The organism is Nonlabens sp. MB-3u-79, assembly GCF_002831625.1.
Classification (GTDB): Bacteria; Bacteroidota; Bacteroidia; order Flavobacteriales; family Flavobacteriaceae; genus Nonlabens.
The window spans coordinates 872,863-890,296 of the sequence record NZ_CP025116.1 but is presented as its reverse complement, the minus strand read 5'-3'; the positions used below and the strand labels follow the sequence as shown (position 1 = coordinate 890,296).

General features: G+C 38.7%; 15 protein-coding genes. 14 read left to right on the top strand and 1 reads right to left on the bottom strand.

All coding sequences use genetic code 11. The features are described from left to right. The 14 genes from CW736_RS04025 to CW736_RS03960 all read left to right on the top strand — a co-directional run bounded on the left by CW736_RS04025 (position 1) and on the right by CW736_RS03960 (position 16,547). The gene (locus CW736_RS04025) at positions 1-1,458 is read left to right on the top strand and encodes a RagB/SusD family nutrient uptake outer membrane protein (protein WP_101012682.1); all 1,458 of its coding nucleotides are present in this window, start codon (positions 1-3) and stop codon (positions 1,456-1,458) included. An 11-nt stretch (positions 1,459-1,469) separates the two neighbouring features. Then, the gene (locus CW736_RS04020) at positions 1,470-3,026 is read left to right on the top strand and encodes a hypothetical protein (protein ID WP_101012681.1); all 1,557 of its coding nucleotides are present in this window, start codon (positions 1,470-1,472) and stop codon (positions 3,024-3,026) included. A 10-nt stretch (positions 3,027-3,036) separates the two neighbouring features. Continuing rightward, a complete protein-coding gene (locus tag CW736_RS04015) occupies positions 3,037-4,020 on the top strand; it encodes a PKD domain-containing protein (RefSeq protein ID WP_101012680.1) in 984 nt (327 codons plus the stop codon). A gap of 279 nt (positions 4,021-4,299) precedes the next feature. After that, positions 4,300-4,965, top strand: a complete 666-nt coding sequence (locus tag CW736_RS04010; protein ID WP_101012679.1) for a succinate dehydrogenase cytochrome b subunit — start codon at positions 4,300-4,302, stop codon at positions 4,963-4,965. Positions 4,966-4,975: 10 nt separating this feature from the next. After that, positions 4,976-6,979: a fumarate reductase/succinate dehydrogenase flavoprotein subunit gene (locus tag CW736_RS04005; RefSeq protein ID WP_101012678.1), complete on the top strand. Its 2,004-nt coding sequence runs from the start codon at positions 4,976-4,978 to the stop codon at positions 6,977-6,979. A gap of 55 nt (positions 6,980-7,034) precedes the next feature. Continuing rightward, entirely contained in the window at positions 7,035-7,781 is a 747-nt protein-coding gene (locus tag CW736_RS04000; protein WP_101012677.1) for a succinate dehydrogenase/fumarate reductase iron-sulfur subunit, read from the top strand. 116 nt (positions 7,782-7,897) lie between these two features. Further along, a complete protein-coding gene (locus tag CW736_RS03995) occupies positions 7,898-9,031 on the top strand; it encodes a methionine aminotransferase (protein ID WP_101012676.1) in 1,134 nt (377 codons plus the stop codon). Positions 9,032-9,217: 186 nt separating this feature from the next. Beyond that, on the top strand, positions 9,218-9,712 hold the full coding sequence (locus CW736_RS03990; RefSeq protein WP_101012675.1) for a hypothetical protein: 495 nt from the start codon (positions 9,218-9,220) through the stop codon (positions 9,710-9,712). Positions 9,713-10,026: 314 nt separating this feature from the next. Next, positions 10,027-11,493 (top strand): lipopolysaccharide biosynthesis protein, encoded by a 1,467-nt coding sequence (locus CW736_RS03985; protein WP_101012674.1) that lies wholly within the window; start codon positions 10,027-10,029, stop codon positions 11,491-11,493. Next, positions 11,490-11,924 carry a dUTP diphosphatase gene (gene dut, locus CW736_RS03980; RefSeq protein WP_101012673.1) on the top strand — a complete coding sequence of 145 codons (435 nt, stop codon included), beginning with the start codon at positions 11,490-11,492 and terminating at the stop codon, positions 11,922-11,924. The genes CW736_RS03985 and dut overlap by 4 nt, the downstream gene beginning before the upstream one ends. Before the next feature lie 211 nt (positions 11,925-12,135). Next, positions 12,136-13,152 (top strand): sugar phosphate nucleotidyltransferase, encoded by a 1,017-nt coding sequence (locus tag CW736_RS03975; RefSeq protein ID WP_101012672.1) that lies wholly within the window; start codon positions 12,136-12,138, stop codon positions 13,150-13,152. 60 nt (positions 13,153-13,212) lie between these two features. After that, entirely contained in the window at positions 13,213-14,586 is a 1,374-nt protein-coding gene (locus CW736_RS03970; RefSeq protein ID WP_101012671.1) for a tetratricopeptide repeat protein, read from the top strand. Then, positions 14,586-15,341 carry a DUF4292 domain-containing protein gene (locus CW736_RS03965; RefSeq protein WP_101012670.1) on the top strand — a complete coding sequence of 252 codons (756 nt, stop codon included), beginning with the start codon at positions 14,586-14,588 and terminating at the stop codon, positions 15,339-15,341. Before CW736_RS03970 ends, CW736_RS03965 begins: the two co-directional genes overlap by 1 nt. Next, on the top strand, positions 15,342-16,547 hold the full coding sequence (locus CW736_RS03960) for a murein hydrolase activator EnvC family protein (RefSeq protein WP_101012669.1): 1,206 nt from the start codon (positions 15,342-15,344) through the stop codon (positions 16,545-16,547). Between the two features lie 162 nt (positions 16,548-16,709). On the opposite strand, the gene CW736_RS03955 is transcribed toward CW736_RS03960, so the two are convergent. After that, entirely contained in the window at positions 16,710-17,219 is a 510-nt protein-coding gene (locus CW736_RS03955) for an acyl-CoA thioesterase (protein ID WP_101012668.1), read from the bottom strand. Positions 17,220-17,434 lie beyond the last annotated feature (215 nt).

Sequence of the window (17,434 nt, the reverse complement as noted above, 5' to 3'; positions counted from 1 at the left end):
ATGAAAATTTATAAGATATATATTCTATTATTCGTCGCAGCGATAGGTTTTAATGCCTGTAGCGAGGATTATGTAGACGTTACTAGTGAAGATGCGAATTCAGAAAACTTTTTTAATACGCAAGCCGATTATGAAAATGCTCTAATTGCTGCATATGATATGTTGCAGTCTAGTTATATAAATGTCATGTTAGGTGAGATAGCCTCTGATAATACCTTAGCTGGTGGCGAGAGCGCAACTGACGTGATAGGTATCCAACAAATAGACGACATGATTCATACGCCTGTAAATGCACAATTAACAGATTTATGGAGGTGGATGTTTGCTGGTGTGAATAGAACAAATTACATCATGGAATTTCAAAATAACATTAATTTTCCTGATAAGCCTAGAGTTATAGGGGAAACTCGCTTTCTTAGAGCCTACTATTATTTTGAATTAGTCAAGTTTTTTGGAGATGTACCCTTAGCTGTTGATGAGCGATTCCTATTTGGCGATCAGTTTAATGTGGATCGCACACCTAAAGCAGATGTTTATACTCAGATTGAACTAGATTTGATCTATGCAATTGACAATTTAGAATACACTACCCCAGATGTAGGTCGTGCTACTAAAGGTAGTGCACAAGCCTTGTTAGGTAAGGTGTATTTGTTTCAAGAGAAATATATAGAGGCCGCTAATGTGCTGGATGACTTGATCATGATGGGACCTTACAGCTTGGTAACGGACTACTCTACCATTTTTGAAAATGACAATGAAAACAATTCAGAATCAATTTTTGAAGTTCAATATTCAGATGCTGAGGGAGCTGGTTTTGGATGTTTACAATGTAGTGAAGGAAACGTTGCGGTAGGATTTAACGGTATTAGAAATTATAACGGTCCAACTTTTGACTCTGGATTTAGTTTTAATGTCCCTACTCAAGAAGTAGTAGATTTATTTGACCCTACTGATCCACGTAAAGACACGGCGATTTTAGATATAGACGCTTTCGCGGCAGCTAATAACGCAACTTTTAGTGTAGGTTTTGAACATACGGGTTACTACAATAGAAAATATATAGCCAGACAAGGCGATTTGAATACTGGAGATGCAAACCTAACCAACCCTAATAACTATAGAGCGATAAGACTCGCAGACGTTTATCTTATGGCTGCAGAGGCCTACAATAGTGGGAGCTTAGGAGACGGACAAGCGCGGACCTATTTAAACGAGGTGCGCATGAGGCTTGGATTACCTGATGTTCAGGTTGCTGGAACAGCATTAACAGACGCTATATTTTTAGAACGCAGACTAGAGCTAGTAGGAGAAGGACATCATTTCTTTGATTTAGTTAGAACTGGTCGTGCAGCTGCTGAAATAGACGGTTTTGTAGCCGGCAAACATGAAGTGTTCCCTATCCCACTCGAAGAGATTTTACTTGCGGGGAATCGATGGGAACAAAACCCTAATTATTAATACGATTTGAAATGAAAAACACTAAATTTTTATTAGTTGCTCTAATAGTCGCCAGTGCGGCACTGTGGAGTTGTGACAGTACTGATGATACAGACTTAAGCCTAGCGCTTGAAGCACCATCTGATCTTGGTCTAGTTTTTAATATTACTCAAGATAATTCGGGCTTAGTGACCATTTCACCTTCTGGGGTTGATGTGACAAGCTTTGAGGTGTTTTATGCAGACGCTAGTGGAGAATCTATCGTATTGCCATTGGGAGAAAATGCACAACGCAATTATGCGGAAGGAACTTATCCTGTAAGAGTCATTGCTACTAATCTAAGTGGTAAAACGACAGAGTTTACTAAAAACCTCGATGTATCCTTTAGGCCTCCAGAGAATCTAGTGGTTACTGTTACAGAAAGTGCAGCTTCTAACTACGGTGTTTCAGTTAGCGCTACAGCAGACTATGAGACAGCTTTTGAAGTTACTTTTGGCGAGGATCCAGTTCTAGCGCCTGTCGTTTTTTCAGAAGGAGATACAGTTCCTTATGCCTATTCAAGCACTGGTACTTACACCATAACTGTTACTGCTTTAAGTGGTGGTGCGGCTATTACTGAAATAACCGAAGTGATTATGATTGAAGACCCGGTAACTTTACCGTTGGACTTTGAATCGTCTACTTTAAATTACAATTTAATCAACTTTGAATCTAACGTTAGTATCATCAATAATCCTGATGTTAGCCTAGATAATAATAGCACTAAAGTAGTCAGCATAGTAAAGACTGGTGTACAAACCTACGGAGGTGTTGTTGTGCCATTAGGAGGTCCTATAGACTTCTCTGGCCCTCAAAACTTGAGAATGAAATCATGGTCTCCAATGCCACTAGGAACAAAGGTTACCATTAAAATGGAAAATTCAGACGGGACTATTGCCTCGGCAGATTTTGAAGCATTTACAACTAAAGTTGGTGAATGGGAAACGCTTTTCTTTGATACTACTGGTTTAGATACCACGCAACCTTTTAGTCGTTTTGTAGTGTTTTTTGATTTAGGAGGGGCACCTACTAATGATGTAAATTACTTTGATGATATTGAGCTAGCTGATGGTCCTCCAATACTATTGCCTTTAACTTTTGAAGATCCTAACAGAATATATAATATAGGTACTAATAATGGAGCATTCTCTATAATACCTAATCCTGTGCCAGATATGGTAAATAGTTCTAATACTGTGATGCAGTTTGTTAGACCTGCTACGGGACCCAATAATTATTCTTTGGTTGCTATAGTTATTGATCAACCTGTTGCATTTAGTGCAACAACCTCTTTCACTTTAAAAGTGTATTCTCCTAGAGTAGGTTTACCTGTATGGTTAAAAATCGAAAGAATAGGGAATGGTGGGTTATTTCAAGAAGTGACAAGTGTAACTACTACGGTTGCCAATGGTTGGGAAGAATTAACTTTCAATGGCTTTACTGGATCTACTACAGCTGATTTAAGAAATGTTGTTATATTCTTTGATCCTTTAGCAACAACAGCTTCTGCAGAGACTATCTACATTGATGATCTAATAAAAACTAATTAAATTAATTAAGATGAAATATTATTATAAGTTTTTAATGGTCTTGATGCTGGGAGTTTCCTTTCAGTCCTGTCAAGATGACGATACCGAGTTTGGGCCTGTAACTGCCCCGAGTAATTTAGAATTAAATGTAGCTATACAAGGTCAAAACATGACAGATCCTGATGGAAATGGAACTGGTATAGTTGTCTTTACTGCTACAGCAGATAATGCACTTAATTATACCTATGATTTTGGCGACGGTCGCACTGGTTCTTCTTTTGATGGAAGTATAGAGCACCGTTTTGTACAATTAGGGGTGATTAGTTACAATGTAACGGTAACCGCTACTGGTACCGGTGGAGCTGCAACAACACAAACCAAAGTAATAGATGTGTTGAGCACCTTTGATGATGCAGAAGCCAAAGATTTTCTAACTGGAGGATCTTCTAAAACATGGTATTGGTCTGTAGCTGAAAATGGTCATTGGGGAGTAGGACCTACCAACTTGATAGGGGGGCAGTCTCCGGATGCCTATTATACGCCTGCATTTTTCCCAGTTCCTGCATTTGGCAGGTATTGTAATGACTTAACAGATTGTTTTTACGAGGATGAAATGACTTTTACTAAGGATGGAAATAATGTTATTTATGGATTGAATAATTTTGGAGGCACTTATTTTCATAACACCTATTTAAGTCAATTTGGTGGGCCATCCGCTCTTAATACTATGAATGCTGACGAATGCTTGCCATTTACAGCTCCAGCTCCTGGGGAAGTGACTTTTCTTCCTACACTTGATACAGATGTTCCGGTGGATCAATCTAGAAAAACCACTATGTTATTAGCAAACGACAGTTTCATTAGCTGGTATGTAGGAAGTAGTGAGTATGAAATCTTAGAAATAACTGCAAATAGAATGGTACTGCGTACCATACAGGCAAATGATCCAGCACTGGCATGGTATCATACGCTTACTACTGATGTTCCAGTGAACCCTAACCCGGGTTGCATATAGAATAACAATGATTACAAGATTATTAGGCCACTCTTAGGAGTGGCTTTTTTTATGCTCGCTTTCGCGAAAGCGACATAAACTTTAAGCAAACAAAACAACAGCATTTTCTTAACTATTTCCCTGAAAGGAAAACAGCGTATAAACTACTAATTAGAAGGCCATATCCGTATAAATTATTAAGACTCAATCCAAATAAGGTAAACTGATAGGGCTTTTAACTATTACGATTGATATTGAGACGCCTGAAAGTTATCTTTGCAGCAAATTAAAAATTTATACATGAGCGCATTAGTTAAATCATCGCTTGCTAGAAAGTGGGTAATGGCACTTTCAGGATTATTCCTAGTTATTTTCTTAACACAGCATTTTGTAATTAACATTACTTCTGTTATCGCACCAGATACTTTTAACGAGTGGTCGCATTTCATGGGGTATAATCCATTAGTACAGTTTGTTGCTCAACCTATATTAATAGGTGGGTTGATCGTACACTTTATCATGGGTATCGTTTTAGACTTTCAAAATAGAAAAGCACGACCGATTAAATATGTCAAATTTTCAGGTAATTCAAATTCTTCTTGGGTATCTCGTAACATGGTTATTACCGGACTTGTAGTACTTGCTTTTTTAGGATTGCATATGTATGATTTTTGGGTACATGAAATGACGGTAAAATATATAGATGCTCAACCAGAAGATGCAACACGTTACTTGCCAGAATTGAAAGAGAAATTTGAGCCGTTTTGGAGAACTGTAATATATGTTATCTCATTTATTCTCTTGTCCATGCACTTATGGCACGGCTTTAACAGCTCTTTCCAGTCTGTGGGAGCAAAGGCAGTTAATAAAGGTGATGGATTGAGAAAAGCAACTTACGCATGGTCTGTATTGATACCAGCAGGGTTTATTTTCATCGCGTTGTACCACCATTTTACTCACTCATAATATATAAATTATGTCAGTATTAGATTCTAAAGTACCTAAAGGACCACTTGCAGATAAGTGGGTCAATCATAAAAATCACATTGATCTCGTGAACCCAGCAAACAAACGTAACATAGATGTTATTGTTGTTGGAACTGGTTTGGCAGGTGGATCTGCTGCAGCAACTCTTGCTGAACTAGGTTACAATGTAAAGACATTTTGTTATAATGATTCTCCGCGTCGTGCGCATTCCATTGCTGCACAAGGAGGAATTAACGCTGCCAAAAACTATCAAGGAGATGGAGATTCTGACTACCGTCTGTTTTATGATACGATAAAGGGTGGTGACTATAGATCTCGTGAAGCAAACGTTCATAGACTTGCTGAAGTTTCTTCTAACATTATCGACCAGTGCGTAGCGCAAGGAGTTCCTTTTGCTCGTGAGTATGGGGGATTGTTAGACAACCGTTCTTTTGGTGGGGTACTAGTTTCAAGAACTTTTTATGCCGCAGGTCAAACGGGACAGCAGTTATTGTTAGGAGCATATTCTGCTTTGAACAGACAGATCAACCGTGGTAAAGTAACTTCATTCAACCGTCATGAGATGTTAGACCTTGTAAAGGTGGACGGTAAAGCACGTGGTATTATTGCTCGTAACTTAGTTACTGGTGAGATAGAACGACATGGAGCACATGCTGTAGTGATTGCTACTGGTGGTTATGGAAATGTATTTTTCCTTTCTACAAACGCTATGGGTAGTAACGTAATGGCAGCGTGGAGAACTCACCGTCGAGGTGCTTACTTCGCAAACCCATGTTACACACAAATTCATCCAACTTGTATTCCAGTTTCTGGAGATCACCAGTCCAAGCTGACATTAATGTCAGAGTCTTTACGTAATGATGGACGTATTTGGGTTCCTAAAAACTTAGAAGACGCAAAAGCAATACGTGAAGGGAAGTTAAAAGGTGTCAACCTTAAAGAAGAAGATAGAGATTATTACTTAGAAAGAAGGTATCCAGCATTTGGTAACTTGGTGCCACGTGATGTAGCATCTCGTGCTGCAAAAGAACGTTGTGATGCCGGTTATGGTGTTAACAAAACAGGTAATGCTGTTTATCTCGACTTTGAAGCATCTTTCTTTCGATATGGAAAAATAGAAGCCTTAACACACGGTCAAAAGGATGCTAGTAAAGAAGAAATGATTGCTTTAGGTAAGAAAGTGATTGAGAAGAAATATGGAAATCTCTTTGATATGTACCGTAATATCGCAGACGAAAATCCATATGAAGTACCTATGAAGATTTTTCCTGCAGTGCACTATACAATGGGTGGACTTTGGGTAGATTATAATTTGCAAACCTCGGTACCTGGATGTTTTGCAGCTGGTGAAGCTAATTTCTCAGATCATGGCGCTAACCGTTTAGGGGCAAGTGCTTTAATGCAAGGCCTAGCTGATGGATATTTTGTTTTACCGTACACCATTGGTGATTACCTAGCAGATGAAATTAGGACTGGACCTATTTCTACAGAAACAGCTGAGTTTGATCAAGCAGAAAATGATACTCGTGCACGCATCGAGAAATTGATGACTGGTGCAGGAACACATTCTGTTGATTACTATCATAAGAAATTAGGTTTGATCATGTGGAACAAATGTGGAATGTCTCGTAATGCGACAGACCTACAGTCAGCCATGGATGAAATCGCTGAGTTGAGAGCAGATTTCTGGAAGAATGTAAAAGTTCCAGGCACGGCAGACACTAAAAACCAAGAGCTAGAGAAAGCTGGACGTGTTGCCGACTTCCTTGAATTAGGGGAATTGTTTGCAAAAGATGCACTAGACAGAAACGAAAGTTGTGGTGGTCACTTCCGTGAGGAATATCAAACTGAAGATGGTGAAGCATTACGTGATGATGTGAACTATGCTTATGTTAGTGCTTGGGAATATAATGAGAACCCACGTGATGCTAAATTGCATAAAGAAGACTTGGTCTTTGAAAATGTAGAATTGAAGACTCGTAGTTATAAATAATTGAATTTTAAATGTTCCGCTTTCGCGAAAGCAGAACGAACTAAATATAAAAAGTATGAAACTTACTTTAAAAATATGGAGACAGGCTGGTCCTGAAGCCAAAGGAAAAATAGTTACTTATCCAATTGATGGTATAGATGGCGATATGTCTTTCCTTGAAATGATGGATATCTTAAATGAAAATCTGATCAATAAAGGAGAAGTTCCTGTAGAATTTGATCACGATTGTCGTGAAGGAATCTGTGGATCTTGTAACATGATGATTAATGGACAACCTCATGGACCGCAAAAATTGACAACTACTTGTCAACTGCACATGAGAAAGTTTAATGATGGAGATACCATCACTATTGAGCCATGGAGAGCAGCAGCTTTTCCAGTGATCAAAGATTTAATTGTCGATCGATCTTCTTTTGATAGAATCCAGCAGGCTGGTGCTTATGTATCGGTTAACACCTCAGGTAATACTCAAGACGCTAACTCCATTCCGATTGAGAAAGCCAAAGCAGATGAGGCATTTCACTCAGCAACTTGTATAGGTTGTGGAGCTTGTGTTGCAGCTTGTAAGAACGCTAGTGCTATGTTATTTACCAGCGCAAAGGTTTCTCAATACGCTTTGTTACCACAAGGTGAAATAGAGGCTACCGATCGTGTGATGAACATGGTACGTCAAATGGATATTGAAGGTTTTGGTAACTGTACCAATACAGGAGCTTGTATGCTCGAGTGTCCTAAAGGAATTAAATTAGAAAACATTGCTCGTATGAATCGCGAGTATTTGAAAGCAGAAATTATCAAATAGTTTCTTAAAATAAAATTATTAAAATCCCACCTCAGTTGAACTGAAGTGGGATTTTTTATGCTTGGAAATGTGGGCTAACCTTCTTTATATAAAAAGCGTTTTTGTAATTTACAGGCATGATTTCAAAGCTTCCCAAGGTCACTGACTCCATCTTTACTATTATGAGCAGGCTCTCGCACGAGCAAAATGCGCTTAATCTCTCTCAAGGATTTCCTAATTTCCCAGCAGACCCTATTTTAAAAGACTTGTTAGTAAGGGCAATTCAAGAGGATAAAAATCAATATGCGCCTATGCCAGGACTGATGTCATTACGCGTTGCGATTTCAAATATGACGCAACAACAGCACCATGCTTTTTACCATCCAGAAAGCGAAATTTGTTTAACTGCTGGGGCGACTCAAGGGATTTTCTCTGCCATACAAGCAATGGTGCATTCTGGTGACGAAGTGATCCTGTTTACCCCAGCTTATGATTGCTATGAACCAGCCATTCAACTCGCAGGTGGAAAAGCAGTCCCTATAGCAATGACATTGCCAGACTTTGGGATAGACTGGCAAGAAGTACGTGATAAAATCACTTCTAAAACCAAGATGATTGTGATCAATACACCTCACAATCCTAGCGGTAATATGTTGACACATGAAGATATGGAGGAGCTACAGGAAATAGTAGTGAACAATAACTTGTTGTTATTAAGCGATGAGGTTTATGAACATATTTCTTTTGACGGAAGAGAACATCTTAGTGCTGCAAGATATGAAGGCTTGCGTGATCGCAGTTTTATAACGGGTAGTTTTGGAAAAACCTTTCATGTTACTGGATGGAAAATGGGGTTCTGTCTCGCTCCTAAACATTTTATGAAAGAATTCTATAAAGTACATCAGTACGTAGTCTATTGTGTGAATCATCCGGTACAAGATGCCATAGCTCATTATATTCAAGAACCCCATAGATATCGAGAATTAGGTGCTTTTTATCAGCGCAAACGCGATCTTTTCTTAAACCTAATAAAGGGTAGCAAGTTTACTTTTACACCTGCTCACGGCTCTTATTTTCAGTTATTGGATTATAGCAGGATTACCAAGGAACCTGATGTAGATTTTGCCAGAAGACTCACTATCGAACATAAAATAGCCAGCATTCCAATTTCTGTTTTTATGAATGGCCAAGATCCTAAAATGCTGCGTTTTTGCTTTGCAAAGAAAGATGAAGAGATTATTGCTGCGGCTAAGATTTTGAATAGTTTGTAAGTGTATTTTTTCCAACCTTTTTCCGTGTTGTCGCTTCTCTCAGTTTAAGGAAGATTGTCGTTGGTAATTAAAGAGGAGGTATGATCTCCATAAGCAGCTGGGGAAGGGATACTCCATAAAGTTACCTAACAAAACTCTATCTTTATAATTCGGCATATTTGTTGAATTCATCAAATAAAATACCTCATGAAATACCTCACTCTATTGATAGCGATTGTTTTCAGTTCTTGTAGTTCTCAAAAAATATCCAAAACCTTCTCCAGTGCTGATTTTAAAGTAGGAGAGCAGCCTTATTATCAAGAATGGACTGGTGGCGCGCCAGGTTCTGGAAGTGGTGTGACCCTTTATTTTCCCACTTCAGTTATAGAAGGACATCAGTTAGAATCGGTTTACTTTCGTGGTATGGAGAATCATAGTGCCAGCTTTACTTCAAACGATAAGCAAATGTTAGTCACCCGCTTTAGTTTTCCAAATACAGACAGGGAGATGAGCTTGGATCCTAAAAACGAATACGGTAACCAAGCACCTCAAATGGAAGGATTGCCCATTAAATTACTAAAAAACGAAGCGGTAATTGCCTTTGAAGTAGACGGAAAAACAAAACTGGTAAAACTGGAAAATATAACACAAAAAGAAAGCATCGCTTTTCCCAGTGCACCACCACAAGGCGGGGGTAATTAAATTTCAGGAAGCGGATAAGTAGATCACCTCATGGCTATCTAGAATACACGCTATTAACGAAGTGATGCTTTTTCGATTGATGATGACTATCTGTCCAGCATGCGGAGGATTTTATACAGGTTACAACAGCGCAAAGGTTCCTTTTCTAGAACTTGCATGCGATGATCTCGGCCTTGCCTTGAGTTGGAAGGGAGATGCGATGTTTGTAAATAGCTCATTAATTATTATTGGGGCTTCATAACTTAAGACCCTTTAAAATCCGCACATAATCGTACATTTGAAAGCAAATGAGTTCATTAAAATAAAGCGCGTTTTTGAGTTCCATAAAAAATCTTTTTAAGAATACTTTTATCTACGGTCTGGCGACGGTATTGCCTCGTTTGCTTACGGTTTTATTGACCTATCTTCTCACCTCTTATTTGCCAGATCCAGTTGCATTTGGAGAGGTTTCTATCATTTTTTCTTATATCATTTTTGCAAACGTCATCCTTACTTATGGTATGGAAACGGCATTCTTTAGGTTTTATAATGATGCTTCTACTAAGGCAAAAACACTCAGTACTGCGTTATTATCATTATTGGTTACTACCATTGTATTTGGAGCAGCTGCCTATTTATTTATAGATCAAATAGAAGTTGCAACAGAATTATCTGCTCAATATTGGAAATGGGTCATTGCCGTCATTGTTTTTGATACTTTAATGGTTATTCCGTTTGCCTATATGCGAGTACAGGGAAGATCGACCAGCTATGCGTTGATCAAATTATTCAATGTGGTGATTTCTGTAGGAACGACCTTTTTGTTTTTTACAGCATTGAAATATTTCCCGGCAATAGAAGGCTTGCTTCCAGCAGATAGAATTGAGCTCTTTTTTATCGCCTTTTTGGCAGCAAGTCTGATCACATTTTTAATTGTGATCAAACCCTATTTTATGACATGGGAATTTGATAAAGAACTATGGAAGAAGATGCTTACTTATGGCTGGCCTATTCTTTTGGCTGGATTTGCTTTTGCCATCAATGAAACTGTAGATAAAATATTGCTTCAAAAATTACTGCCGGTAGGAGATGAAGAGGCAGAAGGGATTGTAGGAGTATACACGGCGGGATACCGACTTGCCGTAGGAATGACGTTGTACGCACAAGCCTTTAGACTAGGAGTCGAACCTTTTTTCTTTAGTCAGTCAGGAGATAAAAATGCTACGCAACAATATGCGTTGATTACCAAGGCCTTTGTCGCTTTTGGATCTGTGACGTTAATGGCTTATGTGGTTTTGGTAGATTTTATAAAGCCTTATATTGTTAAAGAGGGCTTTGAAACCGCTATGGAAGTGGTACCATTGATTCTCATCGCTTATTTCTTTTCCGGGATTTATCAAACCCTTTCTGTCTGGTACAAAATCCAAGATAAAACACGGTATGGGGCTTATATTTCCATTACAGCAGCAGTACTTACCATTCTAGTGAATGTACTATTGATTCCGCATATAGGATATATGGCGAGTGCTTATGCGACTTGTGCCGCCTATGCTTTGATGATGGTTGTTTCTTATTTGATAGGAAGGAAACACCTTGCGGTTCCTTATGATGTTAAAAATATTTTACTATACCTAACCTTATCAATCAGCTTATCATTAGTGTTTTTCTATTTTGTAAGAGATGTATTTGGAATAGAAAGCTGGCAAACCTATCTTGTAGGAGCCTTAATGACGCTGGTAATTATAGCAGTAGTGAGCTTACGCGAAAAAGAAATCATCCACAAAATCATCAAAAGAAAATGACTATTAAAATCATAAATAAATCGGCACACGCATTACCTCATTATGAAACCGAGGCAAGTGCAGGAATGGATTTACGAGCGAGTATTGAAGCAGCCATAACTTTACAACCGCTTGAACGAGCCATTATAAAAACAGGGCTATTTATAGAACTTCCTATAGGAACTGAAGCTCAAGTAAGACCTAGAAGTGGCCTGGCTGCCAAAAATGGGGTTACGGTACTCAATGCGCCTGGAACTATAGATGCAGATTACCGAGGAGAAATAGGAGTCATATTAGTGAACTTATCAAACGAGGCTTTTACCGTAGAAGACGGAGAACGCATCGCACAACTAGTAATCGCAAAACACGAGCGTGCAGACTGGCATAAAGTAGAAGAATTGAGCAGCACAGAAAGAGGTGCAGGTGGTTTTGGAAGTACGGGAGTGAAATAAAAAAAGAGTCGCTCAGGGTCTTTAACAGGAGAAGAGGGAAAAACCTATCGACGCAAGAGCACTTTATTTAGAATCAGGCTCTCCTTATACCGCAGATGCAGAAAAGCTCATGCGGTATTTATACGATATGTTTGCAGAAGAAAATAAGCAAGAACTTTTCAAAAAGATTTGTTCTGATAATAATATTAATTTAGATTAAGTAATAGAAAAAATGAAAATAATAGTTCCTATGGCAGGTCGTGGTTCACGATTACGCCCACACTCACTTACCGTTCCTAAACCATTAATCCCTATTGCAAATCAGCCTATAGTTCACCGATTGGTAAAAGATATTGCACGTATTCTTTCAGAGCCAGTAGAAGAAATTGCCTTTATACTGGGTGATCCAGCATTTTTTGGAGATGAGGTAGTAAAAAGTTTAGAAGAACTGGCAAATGGCCTAGGCGCCAAAGCCAGTATTTACAGACAACTCCAGCCATTGGGAACTGGTCATGCCATCATGTGTGCCGAGCCATCTCTTTCAGGGCCAGCAGTAGTTGCTTATGCAGACACCCTAATCAGAGCTAGCTTTGAACTGGACCCAGCAGCAGACGCAGTGATCTGGACCAAACAAGTAGACCAGCCCGAAGCTTATGGAGTTGTAAAATTAAACGACAAAGAAGAAATCGTGGAACTGGTAGAAAAGCCAGCGCAATTTGTAAGCGATCAGGCAGTTATTGGAATCTATTATTTTAAAGAAATTGCAGACCTTAAAAAGGAACTTCAGTTTGTGATCGATAACGAGATCATCAACGGTGGAGAATACCAGATCAATGACGGTATCAAAAGAATGATGGCCTCTGGAAATATTTTTAAAACGGGAACCGTGGACGAGTGGATGGACTGTGGTAACAAGAATGTTGCGATAGAGACCAACCAGCGCATCATGACTTTTATGGAAAAGGATGGAAGTGAAGAAATCAACTCACAACCTACCTTACAGGATTCTAAAATCATCCAGCCTTGTGTGATTGACAGTAGTGTAGTGCTTAAAAACAGTACCGTAGGACCTCACGTGTCTATAGGTGCAGGAACGCTTATTGAAAATTGTACGATAACCAACTCGTTGATCCAGAACAACTCCACCATTAAAAATGCAACTTTAGAGGAGGCTATGATAGGCAGTCACGTAAAATACGATGGAAAGTTTACCAAAATTAGCATAGGAGACTATTCTACTTTGGAATAACACCTCATTTAATAGGTCATTTTGATGTCTATTTGGTATAACTTTTGAAAAGAACCACACATGAACAAGTCATTTAAAACATATTCATTTATCGCGATACTTTTCTTGGGCAATTTTATTTTTGCTCAGGAAGAAGTTTTTTCTGATGAGGTAAATGTAGATGACTTAGGAGATGTGTCTGATGCTTTTAAAGATAATTTTTTCAATGCCCTAGCGGCAAAGGCAATAGGCAATCACGATCAGGCGATTCAATATTTGGAGGCCTGTGAGAAGATGGAGCCAGAATCAGGTGCGGTGCAATTTGAGTTGGGTAAGAACTATTTGATGAGTGATGCTTTCGCGAAAGCGGAACAGAAAATAATTCGTGCCATAGAAATAGCAGGTGAAACAGAATGGCTACTGGAGACCTTATACGATGTCTATGACAAGCAAAAGCAGTACGATAACTCCTTAAAAACTTTAGAAAAGCTTGTAAAAATCAATGAGAATTACGAGGAGTTATTGCCCTATCAGTATGCGAGAGCGAGCAAAAATGAGGAAGCACTGGCCATCATCAATAAGCTCGATAGCCGTCTAGGGAAAGAGGAACGGCGCACTCAGTTAAAAGTACAGATACAAGGGAGATTAGATACAAATGAAGCCAGAGACGCTAACATTGAAGATTTAGAAAGAGCGATTGCTTCAAATCCTAAAGACGAGAAAGCTTATGTCAACTTGATCTACCTTTATAGTAAGAAAAACAACACGGAGAAGGTTCAAGAAGTGGCAGAGGCTCTGGAAAGAAACCTGCCCGAAAGTGATAAAGCACAACTGGCGCTTTACAAGATTTATCTGGAAAATGGTAAAACACAAAAGGGAATCAAAAGCATGCAAAAGGTCTTTGAGTCGGTGCAGTTTGACATAGAGACTAAAATCAATGTGCTCAATGATTTCATACAGTCTGGTGGAGCAGACTTGGAGGATGAAGAGATTCAAAATGCGATAGATGATTTTGCAGATCAAGTAGAAGATGTAAAAGCTTTTAGTGCTTTAGGAGACTATTACTTGAAGCGAAAAGACGCTGCAAGAGCGGTATCATTTTATGAAAAAGGACTGGAGCTGGACGATAAGAACTACGATTTAATTAAAAAAGTAGCTCTTCTAAGTATCGACATTAAAGACTATAAGAAGACGGTAGAAGTCACCAACCGAGCATTGGAAGTTTTCCCTGCACAAGCCTTGCTTTATTTGTTAAGTGGCGTCGCGCATAACCATCTTAATGAGCCAGATATAGCTATCAGTCAGTTGGAAACTGGATTGAGTTTTTTACTTGACGAGCCCAAGCTAGAAAGCGATATGTACCAGCAACTCGCATGGAGTTACGATCAAAAAAACGATACAACTAAAGCGGCAAATATGCGTTCTAAAGTTGAAATGCTGTCTAAAAAAACCTAATGAAATACTTGAAGTACCTCCCTATAGCCTTGTTTTTATTGCTTGCAGGTTGCGCTAGCACACAACGAGCAGCAAATAACGCAACGGCAACGGCCAAAAAGTCTAAAGTGGTAAAAGCCCACGAAGCGGCACGCACTGATTTTAAAACTATGAATTCGCGGCTTTCTGTGAGCTATGACAATTCTATAACCACCCGATCCTTTACGGTAAATTTGCGTATGGAAAAGGGCAAGCAAATCTGGATGAGCGCTGGGCTTTTTGGGATTACGGCCGCTAAGGTTTACATCACTCCAGATCGAGTTCAGTTTTACGAAAAACTAAATAAAAGAGCTTTTGATGGGGACTTTAGTTTAATAAGTGACTTTTTAGGTGAAGAAATTAGCTTTCAGCAGTTAGAAGATTTACTGTTGGGACAGTCGGTAGAACCTTTGGAAAACAAGGATTTTACCATTGTAAATAACGAATATCAGTTCCAGCAGGTAGCAGTGATTACTAAGATGTTTAATTTGCGCCCAACAGATTTTAAAATCTCTGAACAATCCATTTCTAAACCTTCTGAAGGTAGTTTTTTAAAGGTAAATTATCCAGAGTATCAAATCGTGGATGGAAGAATCATTCCAACAGAAATTAAAATCGATGCCCTTCAAGGCGACCGGGTATCTAAAGTAGATATGGAATTAAAGAGTGTGGACTTTGATCAAGAGATGACCTTTCCGTTTAACATGCCTTCAGGCTATAGCCCATTCAAATTGTAGATGAAAAAGCATATTTATATTTTAATGTTGTTTTTGTTGTGTTTCGCTTTCGCGAAAGCGCAATCAGAAAAAGCCGCTCTAGAAGAACGCAAAGCCGAAATTCAAAATGAAATCAATCAGTTTGACAGATTGTTGAAGAACGTTAGGAAAGAAGAAAAAACGATGGTTTTGCTTGTGGAAACCATTGATAAAAAAATCTCTCGTACTCAAGAGATCATTAATATTACTAATAAACAGGCCAATACGCTTACCAGAAACATCAAAGCTAACCTTGTTCAAATCAAGAAACTGGAAGTGGAGATTAAAGCATTGAAAGCAGAATATGCCGAAATGATTGTAAAAGCTTATAAATCTAAAAATGATCAAAGTCGCTTGATGTTTTTACTGAGTTCTGAAGATTTCTTACAGGCTTATAAAAGAGTGCAATACCTTCAGTCTTATGCTAACTATCGTAAAAAGCAAGCCGATGAGATTTTGTTAAAGTCAACGGCAATAGCTGATAAGAACGAAGAACTGGAAAGTGAGAAAAAGGAAAAAAGTCGTGTGTTGGATCTCAATCAAAGACAACGAGCAGCTCTTAAGACAGATAAAGTAGAGCAAGTAGACTTACTGGCCGTCGTTAAGGCAAATGAAAAGAAATACGCGGCTGACATCAAGGAGAAATCAAGAGAACGCAATAAAATAGATAGCGAATTAAGAGCTTTAATTGCTGCAGATATTAAAGCTTCCAATAAAGGAAAAACAGGGGCTGTTGCCAATAAATTTTTTCTTACTCCAGAAGCTAAGCTACTCGCTAATAATTTTATAAGCAATAAAGGAAAATTGCCATGGCCAGTAGAAGAAGGTTTTGTTTCCAGGCGTTATGGTAAACAACCACATCCTGTAGTGCGATCCCTTACCATAGATTCTAATGGATTGAGAATGCAAAGCCCTGAAGGCGCCAAAGTACGCTCTATTTTTGAAGGTAAAGTCATTCGTATTACCAAGAGTAAATACGGCATTTTAGCGGTACATATACGACATGGAAATTACACTTCTATTTATGATAACTTAAAATTAGTAAGCGTAGAAACTGGTGATACGGTGAGGACCAAAGATATTATAGGTGAAATATTCACATCTAACTCTGGTGAGACAGAACTCAAATTTGTCTTAATGCAAGACACAGAAACCGTTGATCCAGCGCAGTGGATTGCAAGAAAATAGGTTGGTTAACAATAGTAGAGCAACACGATTAGTTGTTTAATTTTTATCTATGTTGGACCAACTATACTATCATCTTTGCGTCTGTAACTAGCCTAACCTGCTCTTTAATACGCACAGTACTTTAAGTGCTATAAATATGCGAAGCGGCACCTTGATAGATGATCATTCAAACAAGGCTTTCAATTCTGTGGCGTCTTTTGCTTTCATTTTTCCTGCAAGAACAAGACTCAATTGTTTGCGTCTCAAGGCCGCGTCGTAACGTTGTTTTTCTATTTCGGTTTCTGGTGTGATAGGAGCGATTTGAATAGGTCTTCCGGTATCGTCTACCGCTACAAAGGTGTAGATGGCTTCGTTTGCCTTGGTGCGCTCGCCGCTTTCACGATCTTCTACCCAGACGTCCATATAAACTTCCATGGAGCTCTTAAATGCCCTTGTGACTTGTGCTTCTATAGTCACCACACTTCCTAGAGGAACCATTCTATTAAAGGCTACGTGATTTACAGAAGCAGTAACTACGATACGCCTGGAATGGCGTCTAGCCGCAATACTCGCGGCACGATCCATACGAGCCAACAGCTCACCACCAAACAAATTATTCAATGGATTGGTCTCACTAGGCAATACCATATCGGTCACCGTAGTAAATGATTGGGATGGTGTTTTAGGGTCCATAAAGCGCAATTTTTTTTTGCAAAGGTACTCGCAATTAAAGAGGCTATTTAATTATTTTAGAAAAGATTGAGAAACTTACATTTTATTACCTCACTTGTCATCCCGTAAAATTTGGCTGTAAAAATTATAACTTATGGAAAAAGCCGTTCCCAAATTTATACGGGATCTGCTATAACTATCTCAATATATTTATAAAAAGATACTTTTTAGCTACG

Excerpts from the sequence above, each read along its gene's own strand:
- CW736_RS03990 (WP_101012675.1), top strand. The coding sequence starts at position 9,218 with ATGAAATACCTCACTCTATTGATAGCGATTGTTTTCAGTTCTTGTAGT.
- CW736_RS04000 (WP_101012677.1), top strand. The coding sequence starts at position 7,035 with ATGAAACTTACTTTAAAAATATGGAGACAGGCTGGTCCTGAAGCCAAA.
- CW736_RS03975 (WP_101012672.1), top strand. The coding sequence starts at position 12,136 with ATGAAAATAATAGTTCCTATGGCAGGTCGTGGTTCACGATTACGCCCA.
- CW736_RS04015 (WP_101012680.1), top strand. The coding sequence starts at position 3,037 with ATGAAATATTATTATAAGTTTTTAATGGTCTTGATGCTGGGAGTTTCC.
- CW736_RS03960 (WP_101012669.1), top strand. The coding sequence starts at position 15,342 with ATGAAAAAGCATATTTATATTTTAATGTTGTTTTTGTTGTGTTTCGCT.
- CW736_RS04025 (WP_101012682.1), top strand. The coding sequence starts at position 1 with ATGAAAATTTATAAGATATATATTCTATTATTCGTCGCAGCGATAGGT.
- CW736_RS03955 (WP_101012668.1), bottom strand. The coding sequence starts at position 17,219 with ATGGACCCTAAAACACCATCCCAATCATTTACTACGGTGACCGATATG.
- CW736_RS03965 (WP_101012670.1), top strand. The coding sequence starts at position 14,586 with ATGAAATACTTGAAGTACCTCCCTATAGCCTTGTTTTTATTGCTTGCA.
- dut (WP_101012673.1), top strand. The coding sequence starts at position 11,490 with ATGACTATTAAAATCATAAATAAATCGGCACACGCATTACCTCATTAT.
- CW736_RS04010 (WP_101012679.1), top strand. The coding sequence starts at position 4,300 with ATGAGCGCATTAGTTAAATCATCGCTTGCTAGAAAGTGGGTAATGGCA.
- CW736_RS04005 (WP_101012678.1), top strand. The coding sequence starts at position 4,976 with ATGTCAGTATTAGATTCTAAAGTACCTAAAGGACCACTTGCAGATAAG.
- CW736_RS03970 (WP_101012671.1), top strand. The coding sequence starts at position 13,213 with ATGAACAAGTCATTTAAAACATATTCATTTATCGCGATACTTTTCTTG.
- CW736_RS04020 (WP_101012681.1), top strand. The coding sequence starts at position 1,470 with ATGAAAAACACTAAATTTTTATTAGTTGCTCTAATAGTCGCCAGTGCG.
- CW736_RS03995 (WP_101012676.1), top strand. The coding sequence starts at position 7,898 with ATGATTTCAAAGCTTCCCAAGGTCACTGACTCCATCTTTACTATTATG.